Origin of the sequence: Roseibium album (assembly GCF_001404515.1) — a bacterium.
GTDB lineage: Bacteria > Pseudomonadota > Alphaproteobacteria > Rhizobiales > Stappiaceae > Roseibium > Roseibium album.
Genome location: NZ_CXWE01000004.1, coordinates 257648 through 274705 on the forward strand (window position 1 = coordinate 257648; position 17058 = coordinate 274705).

Genomic DNA, 17058 nt, shown 5'->3' on the forward strand with positions numbered 1-17058 from the left:
TGCGGGCCGGATCTCAAAGGCCGGATGCACGGCGAATGACCAAAGCGGTGACAGAGCCCGTGGTCCGCACCAGACATGCTGCAAAAAAGCACCGACGAGAATTCGAATACGGACGCAACGCCGCGGACTTCTGCGACAAGGGACCCGTTGGCGGATGCTTTGAAATACATCGCCCGCGTCCATGGCTACCACGTCAGCGATTCCGTGATCTGGAACGGTCTGCCTCAAACAGGTGACAAACTCTCCGTCGGCGTCCTCGGCCGGGCGGCGGCAAACTGCGGTCTGAAGGTTCTGCCAGACAAGAAGGAACTTGAGACGATACCGCTGGCTGCCTTGCCCTGTATCGTCGCGATGAAAAACTCCGAAATGCTTGTGCTCACGAGCATGAACAAGGAAGCGGGAACGATCGAACTGGTCGACCCTGCACGCGGCACGGACAAGCAGCACCACCAACTCGACGACATTCGTGACAACTACAGTGGCTATGCAATTTTCTTTCAGCCAACCGTAGACAAGACCGGTCAGAGCGAGCGGGCGCTCGGCTCGAACGGCCATTGGTTCTGGAGTACTATTTCCAGCTATTGGCGTGACTATGTCCACGTTGCCATTGCCGCATTGCTGATCAATCTGCTGGCCCTGGCCTCACCACTCTTTACAATGAATGTCTATGACCGGGTGGTTCCGAACTTCGCGATCCCGACCCTCTGGGCCCTTGCGGTCGGGGTCATTTTGACCCTGATCTTCGATTTCATCCTGAAAATCGCGCGGGGGCAGATCATCAATGTTGCCGGCAAGCGGGCAGACAATGCCCTTGCCAGCAAGATCTTCGCTCACGCCCTTGCCATCGATTTCGAAAAACGACCGGTAAGCTCCGGCCAGTTCGCCAACCACATCCGTGAATTCGAAAATGTCCGGGAATTCATAACGTCTTCCTCGCTGGTTTCGATCATCGACGTGTTTTTCATCGGAATCTTTGTCGCAGTTCTCTTCCTTCTTGTTGGCCCGATTGCGATTGTTCCACTGGTCGCGGTACCGATCGTGCTTGCGATCAGTCTGTTTGTTCAGGCACCCCTTTCCGGCGCAATAGAACAGTCGCACAAGGAAAGCGCGATCCGGCATTCAATTCTCGTGGAGAGCATCGCCAATCTCGACACGGTGCGGGCGCTGAACGCCGAAGGTCGCATGCAGACGAAATGGGAACGGTCCGTCGCTGCAAGCAGCGCCGCAATCATGAAGGGTCGTTTCTGGGCTCTTGTTGCCCAGTCGGGAACGGGACTGGTCCAGGCATCCGTGTCCATAGCCATCATTGTCTGGGGCGTTTACCTGATCCAGAGCGGGGATATCACAATGGGTGCCCTGATCGCGGCCATGATGCTCTCCGGTCGTGTTCTCGCTCCCCTGGCGAATGTCGCCAACACTCTGACACGACTGCGCCAGACGCTTCATTCCTACAAGACCCTGAACGATGTCATGTCGACAGAAACGGAACGCAAGCCGGGGCGGACCTACATCAACAAGCGCATCGCGTCAGGGTCTGTCGAATTCAAGGGCGTCAATTTCCGCTACCCCGGCGCAGAGGACGACAGTCTCAAGAACATTTCATTCAAGATCACGCCGGGCGAAACCGTCGGGCTCATCGGACGCGTCGGTTCAGGCAAAAGCACCATCGGCCGGCTCTTTTCAGGTCTCTACTATCCGAGCAACGGGACTGTGCTGATCGATGGAACGGATACACGCCAGTTTGATCCGGCAGACCTCAGGTCAAATGTCGGCTTTCTGTCGCAGGACAATGTTCTTTTCAGCGGTACAGTGCGCGAGAACATAAGCGCGGGCGACCCTTTTGCCGATGACGATGCCCTCGTCGAAGCCGCCCGGATTGCAGGCGTCGAGGAATTTGTCGCTCAAAGCCCTCTCGGCTACGACCTTCAGGTCGGAGAAGGCGGACGCTTCCTGTCGGGAGGACAAAAGCAGGCTGTCGCCCTGGCGAGAATTCTGCTGAGAAAACCACGAGTTCTGTTTCTCGACGAGCCGTCGAGCCATCTGGACCTGGCTTCAGAACGCAGATTGATCACCAGACTGATGGAATACAACACCCCGGACACAACGGTTGTCATCAGCACGCACCGCATGAGCCTCGTGGAACTCACCGACCGGCTTATCACGCTCGATTATGGCAAACTGGCGCTGGACGGTCCCAGGCAGGAGGTCCTGAAGAAACTTCAGGAACTGGGTGCGGTCAACGCGGCAAATCAGCAGAATTCGCAAGGTGGTGCATGATGAATTCTGGTGACTGGAACTACGCGAACGATATCCGCGATGTCATTCAGACCAAACCGCCGCGTTACACGATCAACGTCATCCGGATCGGTTTGGTGCTGTTTGTGGTCATTCTCGCATGGGCCTACTTTGCAACCCTTGAGGAAGTCACGCGCGGCGATGGTCGCGTCGTCCCTTCCCGCCAGATCCAGGTCGTGCAGGCTCCCGACCGTGGTATTGTCGAAAAGATATTCGTTCGGGAGGGCGACATTGTCGACGAAGGCCAACCCCTTATCGAAATCGACGATACGACCTTCTCTTCGCAACTGGGCGAGATCAGGCAGCGCCGATGGGCGCTGATGGCCAGGCTCGCGAGGCTCGATTCAGAAGCTGACCGGAAATCACTGGAATTTCCTGAAACGCTGCTCAATGAGGCGCCCGGCCTGATCGCGGAAGAGGAAAACGTCTTCCGAGACAAGAAAGCCAGCCTCGAGAACGAACTACGTGTTCTTCAGAACCAGGCGTCCCAACGCGAACAGGAATATCAGGAACTTCTGGCAAAGCAGACCAAACTCGAATCCGTCATTGAGATCCTGGAACGCGAGGTGGAGATCAAGCAAAGTCTCTATGAACGAAGGGTTCTTCCGGAAATCGAATTTTTGCAGTTGCAGCGGCAACTAAAAGAAAGCGAAGGAGAGCTTGCCATCACCCAGGCGTCTGTTCGGCGTGCGGCGGCTGCAAGGGAAGAAGCACGCGAACGCTCCAGCAACGCGGTTGCGACTTTCGTCTCCGAGGCCAGTCAGCAGTTGGCCGAGACACGCGGTGAATTGGCGGTGATCAATGAAACCCTGAAAGGCGCGGCAGACAAGGTGCGGCGCACAGAATTGGTTTCCCCCGTCAAGGGGATCGTCAACAAATTGAACATCACGACGATCGGTGCCGTGGTTCAGCCGGCAGCGGATCTGGTTGAAATCGTGCCCCTGGAAGATACCCTTCTCATTGAGGCCCGCATCCGTCCGAAGGACGTCGCGTTCCTGCATCCCGGTCAGAAGGCACAGGTCAAGATAACCGCTTATGATTTTTCAGTTTACGGCGGTCTTGAGGGAAACCTGGAACGAATAAGCGCGGACACGACTGAGGACGAAGAAGGTAATCGTTTTTTCCGCGTAATGATCAGAACAGATAAAAATCATCTTGGTTCTGATACTGAACCTTTACCAATAATACCAGGAATGGTTGCTTCGATAGATATCTTAACCGGTGAGAAAACCGTTCTGGACTACATCTTGAAACCGATCAAGAAAGTTCGGGACGAAGCACTCCGGGAGCGCTGACGTCTCGACAATAACGAGGCGATCGGCAGATGGATCATGGAGCGACCGCACCGGCAATGCCGGTGGCGAACAGGAAAGTTGTGCGCGCGTCCTGGCGGACGGGATTGTGCGTCATCGTTCTCCACTGGGCCGTGACCCCCGTTCTTGCCGAAAGCGATCCGGCCCAGATTTCAAATTCAGCGGACGCGTTGGCCATCTCACCATTGCAAACGGCGAGACTGGAAACGGACCCTGACAGTCTGAAATTCACCCAAAAACACGAAGATGCGGCTGTCAGCGTTGCAAAGGCGCTAATTCAGGCGAACCTGGTCGGGAAACCAAGAACCAAGCCGACAACCGGCCACAAGTCTCTATCTCGTCAGGCTCTCGCTGCAACCGTTTCTGCAGGCAGCAACGGGACGATAGCACCGAGCAAACTGTTCGGAACGCCAGGAGAACCGGTCTCCCTGTCTCCGGTCACCAAACGTTGGCAGAGAGCGCTGGAAAACCTGGAACTGGACGCGGATGTTTCGGGGAAAGACCGGAACAGTTTTCGCGCCTATTCGGCCATCGTGAACCAGGTTCGACCCCATCGACGCGGACTGCAGATCCCGAAGATCAATTACATGGTCAATCGCCTCCTTGCCTACCGCGAGGACAGCGTCCTCTACAAGTCTGGAGAATATTGGGCCAGTCCTGTCGAAACATTGTCCAGACGTGCCGGCGACTGCGAGGACTATGCCATCCTGAAATATGCCCTACTGCGTGACCTTGGTGTCAAAGACGATGACATGCGGATTGTCGTTCTGCGCGATACGGCCGCTCGCCAATATCATGCGGTCCTTTCGGTACGCCACAAGGGACAGTGGCTCATATTGGACAATCGGTTCTCACGCGTCCGGTTTGAACGCGATCTTCCGCACTATCAGGCTCTATACTCGGTCAACGCAGCCGGAGAGTGGGCGCATGCACCCAGGGCCGGTTCACCGGTTCGTCTCGCGGCAAGACTGAAATCCGCAACCCGGTAAAAAAGGTCTCTTGCAGACCGGAGCTTCCGCAGTCACGAGAGCCATTACGACACGCCGATTGTGTCTCCCAAGCCGGTCCAACGCGTGATATACGCGCGACATGCAAGCACAAGGTCAAAACGCCGGAACACGGATGCGCGCCCTGTCATCCCCTGCCGTCATTCTTGGAGTGGTCAGCTGCCTGTTCGCTTTAGGTGTTGTCGTGGCCGGATTTCTGTTGGCCGAACACCAGAGAGCAATCCTGAGCACGGACCAAAGGAAATCCGACGCAGAACGCGCGCTCCTGATCAGTGAACTTAAGGACGCGAGACTTACCGGTCCGAGATTGCGACTTGAGGAACTGGCCGCTCTGCCGCTCATTCCCGAATTTGTTGACCTTTCAAGGCGCCAGCCGGACGGTTTGGAAGCGCAAGAGCTTAGGGCCTATCTCCGGACCGTACTTAAGGCTGCATCCAGCGAAACAGGTTTGGCCCGTATCGCGATCGTCGATGCAGAAGGACGACAACTTCTCAGCGTGGATAGCCTGATCTCGAATGAGACTACCGAAGAAAGCCACAGGCTTGCGGCAATTGTGTACGACATCAACGACCCGGCGAAAGCAGCCGGAAAAATCGCGGGTTACGTTCCGAAAACTGCAATGTCAATGCTGCTGCCGTCGGACACGAATTCACCAACAAGTACAGCAGGCATCTCGTCTTCAACCTCGGCGAATTCGGGCACCCGGGCTGTACTTGATATTCCTGGCACGACCCGCTTGCTATCGCTGGTAGCCGGCATTGCGATTGCGTTCTTCGGACTCTCAGGCGCGGTCCTGTTGCGAAGGCAAATTCTCCGAAAATCCTGAAAAACCATCGTCATCTGGTTCTCCACAAACGTGCGTGGACATCATTTGCGTTGACAATCGTCAAATAAAAAAGGCGGGCTTGCGCCCGCCTTCAAGACATTCAAACGCTAAGAGCTTCAGCCAATGTTGACTGGGATCTGCGCCTCGCTGCCATCGCTGTCCAGAACGACCCGGATCGTCTCGCCCATCGAGGCATGATCTTGAAGCGTCGCCGCGTCCTGCCAGTCGTGTGCCGTTCCATCGCCGTCGCGGTCGACCTTGAGCGTTATCGCACCATCGGCCTCTTTTTGCGCCTGCACGAATTCCTCGACATCCGCACCCGGTCCAAATGCCCCGTCGAGCAACTCGCCAAGATCGATCCGGTCGCCATCCGCGAATGCGTAATCGGTGATGATATCGGCCTCTGCGAGGGAATTGAGGACAAATGTATCGGCGCCTGCGCCGCCTGTCAGCGTATCGGAACCGAGCCCGCCGATGAGAATGTCATCGCCGTCGGTCCCGACGAGAACATTGTCGCCGTCGTCACCTCTGATGGTCGATCCGGTGATGATTGCACCCAGTTCGATGTTTTCAACCGGGTTGATATCACTGTCGTTCTCGGGTTGATCCTGGATATCTGCCACGACAGTGCCGCTAACGGATGTCGGAGACGAACCGGTCGCTGCCGTGTCAGCTGCCAGAACTTCCAGTTCAACCGCACGCGTTACCACGTTGCCGTCAGCGAAATTCAACGCGATTTCGACCGAGGCATCTCCAACATATCCTTCGCTGGAAGTGAAGGTGACCGTGAAGTCGTCCGAAACTGTTAGCTCTCCATGTTCGGATGCCCGGGTCACCGATACACTTGTCAGTCCCGCTGCAACCTCATCACTGGACGCTGCATAGATCACCAGAGCAACTCCGGCGGCAATAGCCGTCGATTGCCGCGTCGTTTCTTCAGCATCCGGGCCGTCCACGTTGGCAACCGCAAAAGCCGCACCGGCATATTCACCCGTGCTTCCGTCGGTCTTCGTGAAAGTGCCTTCGGCAAATACCGTATTGCCATCAACGTCCTGATAGACCGACCGGGCGCCCAGATCGATTGACGCTACACCATGTTCGACAAGCGATTTCAACTCGCCTTCCTGTACAACACCGTCGGAGTTGGCGTCCTGCCAGACCTTGATGTCGTTGAAAGCGGCGTCGCCAGCGTCGATGACCCCATCACCGTTGTCATCGAGTGACGCGAGGGCTTCAAGGGAATCGGCATACGATCCTCCATTGAAGCTTTCCGAGAAGATTTCCGAACCGTTCTCGATTGCCCCTGATCCGTCGACATCCATGACGAGCAGACCATCATCGGAACCAACCCATCCGGTCTGTTCGATAATTCCGTCCGCGTTGACGTCGAAATCGACACCGTTTTCAGCTGAAATCAGTTCAACACCGTCACCATCCAGGTCGAGAATGATCGGATCGGAGGAGAAATTGAAGTCCGAAGCACTAAGTGCTGCCGGCGACACTCCTGTGATAACAGCAACATATTGGCCGTTGACGTTATCGAATATTGTGGCCCTTCCGAAGGCGTCGTTGCCGATCGTCAGGTCGGCAAATGTCAATCCGCCAGTGATCGTGATCTTGTCTGACCCGTCCTGAAAGAAGAAAACTTGGTCGGCATCGGAAATCGAGGCACTGCCTTCGCCGGCAGCGAAAACGAATTCGTCGGCTCCAGTCCCACCGAACAACCTGTCCTGACCAGTGCCGCCCGCGAGCTTGTTGTTACCGAGCACTCCGAAGATATCATCATTACCGGCACCGCCAATGAGCGTGTCATTGCCACCAAAGCCCGCGATGAAGTCATTGCCCTCGCCGCCTGAAATCGTGTTTGCCTGACCGTCGCCGAAGATGGTGTCGTTGAAGTCAGAGCCGGTAACATTCTCGATGCTGACGAGATTGTCGTGATCAATCGTGTCGGCTGCGATTGCGTCCGCCAGAACCGTAAAGCCCAGGCTCTGGTTAGCCAGATCCGTAGACCAGTTCAGGTCCATCCTGACCAGAACGGCTTCCGAATTATTGGAATAGTCCGCTGTATCCGTGCCTTCGCCTCCGTCAAGCAGATTAATCCCGCCGCCTCCGTTGAGCGCGTCGTTTCCACCATTACCCGTCAGTGTGTTGTTGTTGTCATTGCCGACCAGAACATCATCGCCGGCGCCACCAATTGCCTCGTCGATCCCTTCCATGCTGTCGGAGCCGACAACGGCAGGATCGGCATCATCTCTGTCGGTTGCAGTTTCCCCTGCTACCGTTTGCCCGAGAATTGTCTTTTCAGCGTCGCTCAGATTAACGAACACACCGGATGTCAGGCCGGAATAGTCGACAGAAGTGCCAGTGACCGTTCCTGCCGCGTCGACGCGCACGGTAAATGCGCCGTCTTCACTGTCATCGCCATCAGCGTCGGTCGCTTTGAAGGAAAATGTCAGGTCCAGGTAACGGTCCGTTCCCACCGAAGTGGTATGATCAAGTGGCTGCAGAAGTTCGAAATCGTAGCTACCTGTTCCCTCGTCGGAGAGTGACACCGTCAAAACAACACTGCTTTCCGTCGCTTCAACCGGCACGGCGGCTCCAACGTATCCGACAAGAATGCCATCGATGATCGCGAAATTGACAAGCTCACCGTTGGAATAAATCTCGGTCAAGGCCCCATCCGCATCGGCAAAGGACACGTTGTCGACAGCAGTCGCCTCGGAAAAGCCGACCGAACGATCGCCAGGTGCGCCATCATCGTCATTGGCATCATCGATGCCCCACTCGATACCAAGATCGATGGACTCCAGCCTACGAGTGCCGTCTTCTTCTACAACAGTATCGTCAACAGTACCGATTTCCGGACCGCCATCGCGAATCCTGATTGTTGCATTTGCAGCGTCGGTGTCCCCGTCTCCATCCGTTACGGTGAAGCGAATGCGGAATATCAGCTGGTCCGCTCGTCCTGTCTCTCCTGCATCGGGATGATCGAGACCGACAAACTGCTCGTAGGTGTAGTTTCCATCCGGGTTTACGACGAGTTCAAAGGCCTTGGTTGCGGTTCCTTCCAGAACAGCAGTCACGGTTATCACACCACCTGCATCCGTCGAGCTGGACCAGATGACGGGTACGCCGTCTGCTGAAAGTGTTCCACGCCGGTCAGCACCGCTGGCATCCGGATCAAACGTACGGATGTAATCCCCATCGGAAATGAAAGTGATCCCGGTTACTGTTGCTCCGTCCGCACCGCCATCGAACTGAAGTTGACCGGAAACAATCGAAGTTTCGGTGTCTGCTTCATTTTTCGCAACGCCTGATCCGCGCCTGAAAGCTGTTGGACCGTCATCGTCAAACGTGACGTCTGCGCCAATCGATACGTCATTCGAAACGGTATCGCCATCCGCATCGGTAACGGTCAGAACCGCGGAAATCTTTCCTGCCAGCGAGATATGCTCGTCAGAACTTGCCGGGTCAGGATGTTTGAGTGACAGATATTGCGCGATGCTGACGTTTCCGTCTTCATCGAGATGAATGGCAAACGCTGCATCACCATCCCCGTCAATTCGTCCTACAACGAGGTCGCCTTCCATGGAAAGCGTGATCGCCTTGCCGTCCGTCGTCGTGATCCCGGATGCCGGATCGTCGATGCGCAGGGAAAGCTCGACGCTCGGATCATCATCCGCGCCGCCCCCAGCGTCGAAGCCGACGACACCAAAGCTGGCATAGATCGGGCCCGGCAGGTCTGCGTCGCTACCTGTCGACGTTACGCCGGAAAACAGATCAACGATCTCCGGATCGAACTCTCCTGTCGATGGATCGAAGACATTGTCGCTGTGAAGCCCGTAGGTTTCGTCAATCCGTACGTAGTCGACGACGGCAATTTCCGGAACCGGAACGTCGTCCGTTACATCGGCAAGGAGTTTGCCGGTAAGGCCCCTACCATCGCCATCAGCATCCGTGACTTCGATAACCGCACCGAAATCTATCTCGCTCAGCGATCCCGAAACGGTATCAAGTACCGAGTTTTGTCCGTTCCCGGAGACATGATCAAGCTGATCGTGAAGCCGGACTGCGTAGTCGCCATCCGTCTCCAGCTGAAGACTGATGACCGGACGGTCGACAAACAGATCGAAACTTCCGTCGCCCTCATCGACATAACCGAAGAGAAACGAGGATCCCGCGATTTCAGTGACAGCGAAGGAAAGCACTTCTCCGCGAGACTGAAGGCCCAGCGCTTCCATGTCCGCTGCAGCGGTTGGGGAGAAAGAAAATCCGCCAGTATCTCCACGACCGTCTGCACCGAAGTCGACCAGGGCCGCAAGGGACCCCTCGGCAAATGCAGGACCAACAATATCGGCAAAGCCCGTTGTGGATCCGTCGGCGTTTCCGTCGCTGGGCTCCGAACCAATCGAAAAGAAGCTGACAATGTCGTCTTCGTCTAGCGTGGCTCTTTCAACCCCATCGCCGACAACCGGCGTGTCGTCGTCAACACCGACAGAAAATGTCGAAGTCGACGTATCGCCGTCGCTGTCCGTTGCAACGTAGAGAAAATCGAGAATCAGGTCGTTTTCGTCGGCACCTTCAAGGTGGTCGAGAGAATCCTCCAGATCGAACTTGAATGAGCCACTTTCGGTGTCGAACAATTCGACCGTGAAAATGACGCGCCCACCGGCGGTCGCCGTCAAGATGTCGAGAGAGGCGTTCAGCGTGTAGCTGAGTGCCCCGCCGTTGGATGTCAGGCCGAGCGCAACAAGCTCGTCGACTGAGCCACCGTCGCCTTCGACAAAGGTTACTGCGCGATCGCCGTTTCCGGCTGAAGTTCCACCATCAGGAACGGAGTTCTCATTGTCGGCCCCCCAGAATATCGCCAGTTCGCCGTAAACGGTCGTCGCGTCACCATCCGTATCGAGACTGTCGTTCGTCACAGTGGCTGCATCGCCGGGCTGGCTGTCCATGTTGCCGGCCGGCAAGTCGTCCTCGTCCACGAGGGCTGCGACACCGCCTGTCTCGATGGTGAGGCTCCAGGACACAAGCGAACCTGTGTCCTTTACGAAGACATCATCAATTTGAAGCGTCCAAGTTCCCTCCTGGTTCAGTCCGTCCAGCAAATCCAGATCTGAAACCGTGGGACGCCAGCTTCCGGCAAACGGGGGTGTTGCAACTGCCAGACTGTTGGCAGCTTCGTCATCCAGCGTGACCGTACCGTCGACCGCTCCGTCGGCACCGCTGACTTCCACGAGGCGGACCAGAGTGCCATTGGGGGCGATCAGCGTGATCTTGAGATCCCGCATCCAGTCATGATCCAGAACCAGGGAGAGATTCAGGTCTCGGATCGTGCCGCCTTCGGGAACTTCAATCGTCGACGAAAGAACTTCACCGAGATTGCCGTCATCGGGAATCGCAAGATTGATTATACCTGAATCGTATGTCACCGGTCCAACGACGCCAATGTCGTGGATGTTGGCCGAGGCAATTGACGGGCTGTCGTCAATAACCTGGACGGTGAACGCGTCGGTCGATGTGTCACCGTCGCTGTCACGCGCAATGAAATCAAAGGACAATGACAGGACATCTTCCTCAACCGAAGACGTACCCTTCAATGGATGATCAAGAGTGTCGTCCAGAATGAACTGGTAAGAGCCTTCTGCATCGTCGGAAAGCGCCACGCGGAAAACGCTTCGCTCTTCAGTGTCGCCATAGTTGGCGTAAGCGGTCAGAAGCGTACCGTCGTTGGACAGGACATAGCTCAACGCATCACCGCGCGACGTGAGCGTCGCAGGATCTATTGCAGCCCCCTCGCCGTCTTCAACCGCAATTACACTGGCAATGTCAACGATCTCGCCGTCGGCAGCATCTGAAAAAACGACAGATCTCTGGCCACCGGCAGTGGCCGTGTCCTGCACCGGCAGGCCATCGACTTCAGTGTCAGCGCTGTCGGTATCGTCCGCGCCCCAGGTAATGTTCAACGACGCAGTGGCCTGTTCAGTCAACGGAGTACCGAGATCAGCCGGCAAGCCGTCAATATCAAAGGGATCCCGGTCGTCATTACCCCCGGGAAGATCTTCTTCCTCGACGGCGCTTGCAACCGGTTCACTGGAAAGCGGTGCATCGTCAACGACCGAAACGCGGAAATCACCTTCAACCGTGTCGCCGTCGCTGTCACTTGCTATGACAGCAAAGTCGAGATCCCAGGACTCCGACATTGCGCCTGAGCCGGGAAGATCGTGATCGATATTGCCGAGCAGTTCGAATGTATAGGATCCCGACCCGTCGTCGGAAAGGGATACGACGAAAACCTTGTCAGCGTCGGTTCGACCATCACCCTTGTAGGCAGTCAGAACCGTGCCATCTGAATTCAGGACATAGTCAAGCTCGATGCCATCCGACGTCGTGAGTTGGGTTGGCTGGTCTGCGATGGCGGCGAACACGACCGAACGGTTGCCGGTGCCACCCGGTGTGTCCTGAAGTCCGCCTGTATCCGCCGTATCGCCGTCATCGGCACCAAAGGTGAAATTCAGGTTGCCGGTTTGCGTCAACGCTGTCGCGTCCGGATCAGTGCCGCTTGCCAGATCGTGTTCCTGCAGCGTCACGTTCTCGGCAATACCTGCTTCCGGTTCGTCATCGACAATCGTGACGCGGAATTCACTCGCCACCGCGTCACCATCTCCGTCACGCGCAACAAATCCGAAATCTAGGTTCCATGACACCATCTTGCCGGTCGACCCCGGGGGATTGTGATCAAGGTTGCCGAGCAATTCGAACGTGTAGGAGCCCGAGCCGTCGTCGGAAAGGGACACGACAAAAACCTTGCTCTCGTCTCCGCGATCATCACCCTTGTATGCGGTCAGAACCGTACCGTTTTCAGAAAGAACATACTCCAGCGCAAGGCCATCCGACGTCGTTGCCTGGGTCGGCTGATCGGCGATAGCTGCAAAGACGATGGAACGGTTGCCCGCTCCGCCCGGAGTGTCCTGCATCGCTCCGTCATCTGCTGCGTCGGCGTCGTCCGCACCCCAGGTGATGTCCAGATCACCAGTCTTGACCAGCGCAGACGAATCCGGGTCAGTGCCGGTTGCAAGGTCGTGTTCCTGCAATGTACGCTGCACAGGCTCGCCGGCCTGCGGTTCGTCATCCTCGATTGTTACCCGAAGACCGCCCGTAACCGCGTCGCCGTCACCGTCATTTGCAACAAAGGTAAAGTCGAGGTTCCGGCTCTCGGTCGCTAGACCGCTCGCTGAATCGACATGATCGATGTTGCCGAGGAGTTCAAACGTGTAGGAGCCCGTTCCATCATCAAAAAGCGTGACGACGAAGACCTTGTCCGCGTCTCCACGGTCGTCTCCCTTGTAGGCTGTCAGGACCGTGTCATTTTCCGAAAGTTCATATTGAAGCGCAACACCGTCAGAACTGGTTGCTATCGTCGGCTGATCCGAGATGGCTGCAAATACGACTGAGCGGTTGGCAGTGCCACCTGGCGCGTCCTGCAACGCGGCGTCAACGGCATCATCGGCGTTGTCAGCACCCCAGGCAATGTTCAGTTCACCGGCCTTAGTCAAAGAAGATGCGTCGGGATCGGTTCCGTCGTCCAGGTTTTCTTCCCCAAGCGTAAGTTGCTCCGATTCTCCGGTTTCGGGCTCGTCGTCGATGATGTTGACCGTGAAAGTGTCACTGTCCGCATCACCGTCTGAATCGTATGCGCTGAAGCCGAAGACCAAAGGAATGCTGGTGTCCTGACCGTCACCAATGTGATCCAGGTTTCCGAACAGGTCGAATGTATACTGACCGCCGGGTGATCCGCCGGAACTCACCACGTCAAGCGTGACAGTAAATACGGCCTCACCCGTGCCGGCCTTGACGGCGGTCAGGGTCTGGCCGCCGCCGGGGTTGGTGACAACGCTCAATACCAGAGGCACACCGTCGGAGGTCAACCCGCCGGGCAGACCGTCGAACTCAAGTCGCGGCGTACCGCCGGGGTTTTCGCCGAAGTCGACATCCAGGCTTGCAGTGACCGAAACCGGACCGTCGGGACCAGTACCCTCTTCCAGGTTTTCCTCATCAAGCGTGCTGTCGACCGGTGTACCGATATCCGGTCCCGTATTGTCAGCGGACTCCGAGAAATCGTCGACAAGAAATGCTCTTTCACCCGGCAATTCGCCTCGCAGCAGATCGCCAAATCCGAGTCCGTTTCCAAGATCGCCGAATTCCGTTGGTTCGAAATTCTGACCCGAGCTCTGCGAACTTCCAAGTGCTGTTGCAAGATTGCTGGTTTCACCGGCCGCAGTCTGTATCTCTTCGGCGAGTTGCAGATTGGCGAGTGACACGAAACCGTCGATTGACAGCAATTCGTTGTCGCCAACGATGACCGCCTCGGCACCACTGTCCCCTTCGAAGAAATCCTGGATGATGACCATACCGCCGTCGGCAAAGATCATCTGCAGGTCACCGTCGATGCGGAAAAAGGAAATGTCCTCGTCAAGGATCTGCCGAAAGTCGACGAGCTGACCTGAGTTTCTCAGCGCGACCACGCTGCTTTGTGCCGCCGGACGATCCACGACAAGTGATTCTGATGCACCATCCGCTGCTGCACTGTTCCCTGTCCCGGTGGAAATGTTCGCTTGCGCTATCCGGACAAATTCGTTCATGGCCAAACACTCTGCACTTTTATGGTCAGTTTTTATAAAATCGGCGCTACAACATTTACAATTTTTTCACCAATCATGAAAGTCACGAGTACATTAACTTTAGAAAAGGTAAACGTGTACGTTTGAAATTGAACGAAATCGCAGGTTTGCAATCAGAGGCGATCGAACTCGAACAGAAATAAAATCGTAAAAAGCACTTTTGAGACGATAATTCTTCAGTGAAAATTGTTAATTTATCAAATTTTGGAGATTCTCATCAGAAGTATTATTGAATCGAATTTCAAATTTTCGATTTTTATTCAGGGAGTTTTACGATTTACATGAAACCGTCTGATTGATTGCCGCTTCAGCACAACTGCAGGAAAGCGGGGCAGTATTCAATCGCAATCATTAGGCTACTGTCCGCAATGGTATTCTCGAAAATTCATGGCAAACCCGCTGAATTATCAAACAGACAGAACAAATGAAGCGGTTGAATTCAAAACAGCGAGGTTCGATTTGCCGCAAAATGGGAATCCGGCCCATTAGCTGCATTTTCCTTTTCATGTTCTGGAAACTTGGACCCGAAAATTTAGGTCAGGCGAAAATCAATTTGCAAAGTGGCATTTTCTTAAGATTATTACTGAAACTCTTCGGGAAAACACGTTGATTTTAACAAAATTCTCGCGATCCGTATCCCAATGCAACGGCACAACAATGCATTCGTTAAGGCGAGACTTGTGGAAATCAATCGTGTCGAATGAAGATCGCAAAGTCGGTTTATGGCCGAAAAGAGGCAATTTCACATAGCCAGCTCACTGAATTTTCGCCTGGATCAGCTGACAAACGAAGTCGGATTGCCGGTGCACCGGTCTTGCATCACCAGTCCCGCCAGCGCTCTCAAACAAGATCGGCTGCTGCCGTTTCCGTTTCCATCGCTACATGAAGTGCCGCCGACACCCGCCTGCATAGTCCTGCATAATGAGCAGACGTCCGGAAGACTTCATCGCGTACAATGGAAGGGTCTATTTCGATCTGGTCGGTAACGCATCCGGGCCGGGACTGCATCACGGCAACCCGCTCGGAAAGAAACACCGATTCAAACACGGAGTGCGTGACAAACACGACTGTCAGACCAAAAGCCTTCCAGATCCTCAACAAGTCATTGTTCAGTTTGAAACGTGTTATCTCGTCGAGAGCCGCAAAAGGCTCGTCCATCAGGAGAACGTTTGGTCTGGTGACCAGTGCCCGTGCTATCGACACCCGCATTTTCATGCCACCGGACAACTCGCGCGGATAACCGTCGGCAGACTGGCCGAGACCGACCATCTCCAGCGCTTCCAGGACGCGGTCGCGTGCGGATGCCCTTGAAACACGAGCGAGGCGCAACGGAAGCCAGACATTCTCGAAAACCGTCGCCCAGGGCATGAGCGTCGGTTCCTGAAAAACGAAGCTCAATTCGTGTTCCCGCTGGTTCGTCTGCTCCTGCGGCCATCTCACCGACCCCGACGACGGTTCGGCCAGCCCGGCGATGATGCGCAGCGCGGTCGATTTCCCGCATCCGGACGGCCCCAGCACGGAAAGAAATTCTCCGGCCTGGACATCGAGATCCAACCCGTTCAAGGCAACGGTGCCGTTCGAAAACGTTTTTGAAACGTCCTCAAGAGACACAATTGTATCAGTATTTGCGGGACGATTGTTCATTTGCGCAGCACTATCGATTAATTGCCAAGTCTGCAAATATTCCAATTACACATTGAAATCCAGAAGTCATCCGAACCATTTGAGAGGCTCGGCAAACCTGGTTCTTTTCGGCTAAGTGAAGAGACTTTGGTGCGGGCGACGGGACTCGAACCCGTACAGCCTAGGGCCGAGGGATTTTAAGTCCCTTGTGTCTACCAGTTCCACCACGCCCGCTTGTTCTTTTCACCTATCCGGCCTGAAAAACTTTCGCAAGTCGAACCATGCGCTTTTGGATAATCTTGCAACAAGTTTTCACGGCGGCCTTGTTTTTGCTGAAACCGAAGCTGGAAATTGACGCTGCCGGAAGGTATGTGAACAATTCAATGAGACAGATTAACAGGGTGTTCCGTCCCGTTTGAAACCCGTATTATGTGCGGTACCGCCCACGCAACGAGATACATTTTCCATGGTCAGCTATATCGACGCCGCAGAAGCCCCGCTGAAAAACACCGGTCAGGTCCGGTTGTACGGACCGGAAGATTTTGAAGGCATGATGCGCGCAGGACAATTGACGGCGACCTGTCTTGACGAACTGGCAGGCATCGTCAGGCCGGGAACGACAACGCAGGAAATCGACGATTTCGTGTATCAGTACGGCCTGGATCATGACGCCCTGCCGGCGACCCTGAATTATCGCGGCTATACCAAGTCCTGCTGCACATCGATAAATCACGTCGTTTGCCACGGCATTCCGAACAACAAGGCACTGCGTGAAGGCGACATCGTGAATATCGATGTGACTTTCATTCTCGATGGTTGGCACGGCGATTCCAGCCGCATGTACCCGGTCGGCCAGCTTAAGCGGGCCTCGGAACGCCTGATTGATGTCACCTACGAGTCGTTGATGCGCGGAATCGAGGCTGCGAAACCGGGCAACACCACCGGTGACATTGGCGCGGCTATCCAGACATATGTCGAAGCGCAGCGCTGCTCGGTCGTGCGCGACTTCTGCGGACATGGTCTTGGCCTTCTGTTCCACGACACACCGAACATTCTCCATTACGGACGCCCCGGCGAAGGTGTGGAGTTGAAACCGGGCATGATTTTCACGATCGAACCGATGGTCAACCTGGGCCGCCCGCACGTGAAAGTACTCGGCGACGGGTGGACAGCGGTGACGAGAGACAGGTCTCTTTCCGCGCAGTTCGAGCATTCCATCGGGATCACGCCGGATGGGTGCCAGATATTCACCACCTCTCCGAACGGTCTTCACAAACCCGGACGATCGGGCGACCAGAGCCCGATCTAAC

General features: G+C 55.5%; 7 protein-coding genes and 1 tRNA gene. 5 read left to right on the forward strand and 3 right to left on the reverse strand.

The genetic code is table 11. The annotated features are described in order from the left end of the window. The first annotated feature begins 75 nt into the window (after positions 1 to 75). The 4 genes from LA5095_RS14515 to LA5095_RS14530 all read left to right on the forward strand — a co-directional run bounded on the left by LA5095_RS14515 (position 76) and on the right by LA5095_RS14530 (position 5441). A complete protein-coding gene (locus LA5095_RS14515; protein WP_082442409.1) occupies positions 76 to 2277 on the forward strand; it encodes a type I secretion system permease/ATPase in 2202 nt (733 codons plus the stop codon). Next, the gene (locus LA5095_RS14520; RefSeq protein ID WP_055116872.1) at positions 2277 to 3590 is read left to right on the forward strand and encodes an HlyD family type I secretion periplasmic adaptor subunit; all 1314 of its coding nucleotides are present in this window, start codon (positions 2277 to 2279) and stop codon (positions 3588 to 3590) included. The genes LA5095_RS14515 and LA5095_RS14520 overlap by 1 nt, the downstream gene beginning before the upstream one ends. Before the next feature lie 29 nt (positions 3591 to 3619). Then, positions 3620 to 4597, forward strand: coding sequence for a transglutaminase-like cysteine peptidase (locus LA5095_RS14525; protein WP_055116117.1), 978 nt, complete (start codon positions 3620 to 3622; stop codon positions 4595 to 4597). A gap of 133 nt (positions 4598 to 4730) precedes the next feature. Continuing rightward, complete coding sequence (locus LA5095_RS14530) at positions 4731 to 5441, forward strand: hypothetical protein (protein WP_144435996.1); 711 nt, start codon at positions 4731 to 4733, stop codon at positions 5439 to 5441. Between the two features lie 116 nt (positions 5442 to 5557). On the opposite strand, the gene LA5095_RS14535 is transcribed toward LA5095_RS14530, so the two are convergent. The 3 genes from LA5095_RS14535 to LA5095_RS14545 form a co-directional block, all read right to left on the reverse strand. Continuing rightward, positions 5558 to 14086, reverse strand: a complete 8529-nt coding sequence (locus tag LA5095_RS14535) for a T1SS-143 repeat domain-containing protein (protein ID WP_055116121.1) — start codon at positions 14084 to 14086, stop codon at positions 5558 to 5560. Between the two features lie 879 nt (positions 14087 to 14965). Beyond that, the gene (locus LA5095_RS14540; RefSeq protein ID WP_055116123.1) at positions 14966 to 15769 is read right to left on the reverse strand and encodes an ABC transporter ATP-binding protein; all 804 of its coding nucleotides are present in this window, start codon (positions 15767 to 15769) and stop codon (positions 14966 to 14968) included. 127 nt (positions 15770 to 15896) lie between these two features. Further along, positions 15897 to 15982, reverse strand: a tRNA-Leu gene (locus LA5095_RS14545). 232 nt (positions 15983 to 16214) lie between these two features. Here LA5095_RS14545 and map point away from each other — a divergent pair. Then, a complete protein-coding gene (gene map, locus LA5095_RS14550) occupies positions 16215 to 17057 on the forward strand; it encodes a type I methionyl aminopeptidase (protein ID WP_055116125.1) in 843 nt (280 codons plus the stop codon). Position 17058: the final 1 nt, after the last annotated feature.

What these genes read in the sequence shown, in the direction of transcription:
- LA5095_RS14515 (WP_082442409.1), top strand. Translation starts at nt 76, where the DNA reads ATGCTGCAAAAAAGCACCGACGAGAATTCGAATACGGACGCAACGCCG.
- LA5095_RS14520 (WP_055116872.1), top strand. Translation starts at nt 2,277, where the DNA reads ATGAATTCTGGTGACTGGAACTACGCGAACGATATCCGCGATGTCATT.
- LA5095_RS14525 (WP_055116117.1), top strand. Translation starts at nt 3,620, where the DNA reads ATGGATCATGGAGCGACCGCACCGGCAATGCCGGTGGCGAACAGGAAA.
- LA5095_RS14530 (WP_144435996.1), top strand. Translation starts at nt 4,731, where the DNA reads ATGCGCGCCCTGTCATCCCCTGCCGTCATTCTTGGAGTGGTCAGCTGC.
- LA5095_RS14535 (WP_055116121.1), bottom strand. Translation starts at nt 14,086, where the DNA reads ATGAACGAATTTGTCCGGATAGCGCAAGCGAACATTTCCACCGGGACA.
- LA5095_RS14540 (WP_055116123.1), bottom strand. Translation starts at nt 15,769, where the DNA reads ATGAACAATCGTCCCGCAAATACTGATACAATTGTGTCTCTTGAGGAC.
- map (WP_055116125.1), top strand. Translation starts at nt 16,215, where the DNA reads ATGGTCAGCTATATCGACGCCGCAGAAGCCCCGCTGAAAAACACCGGT.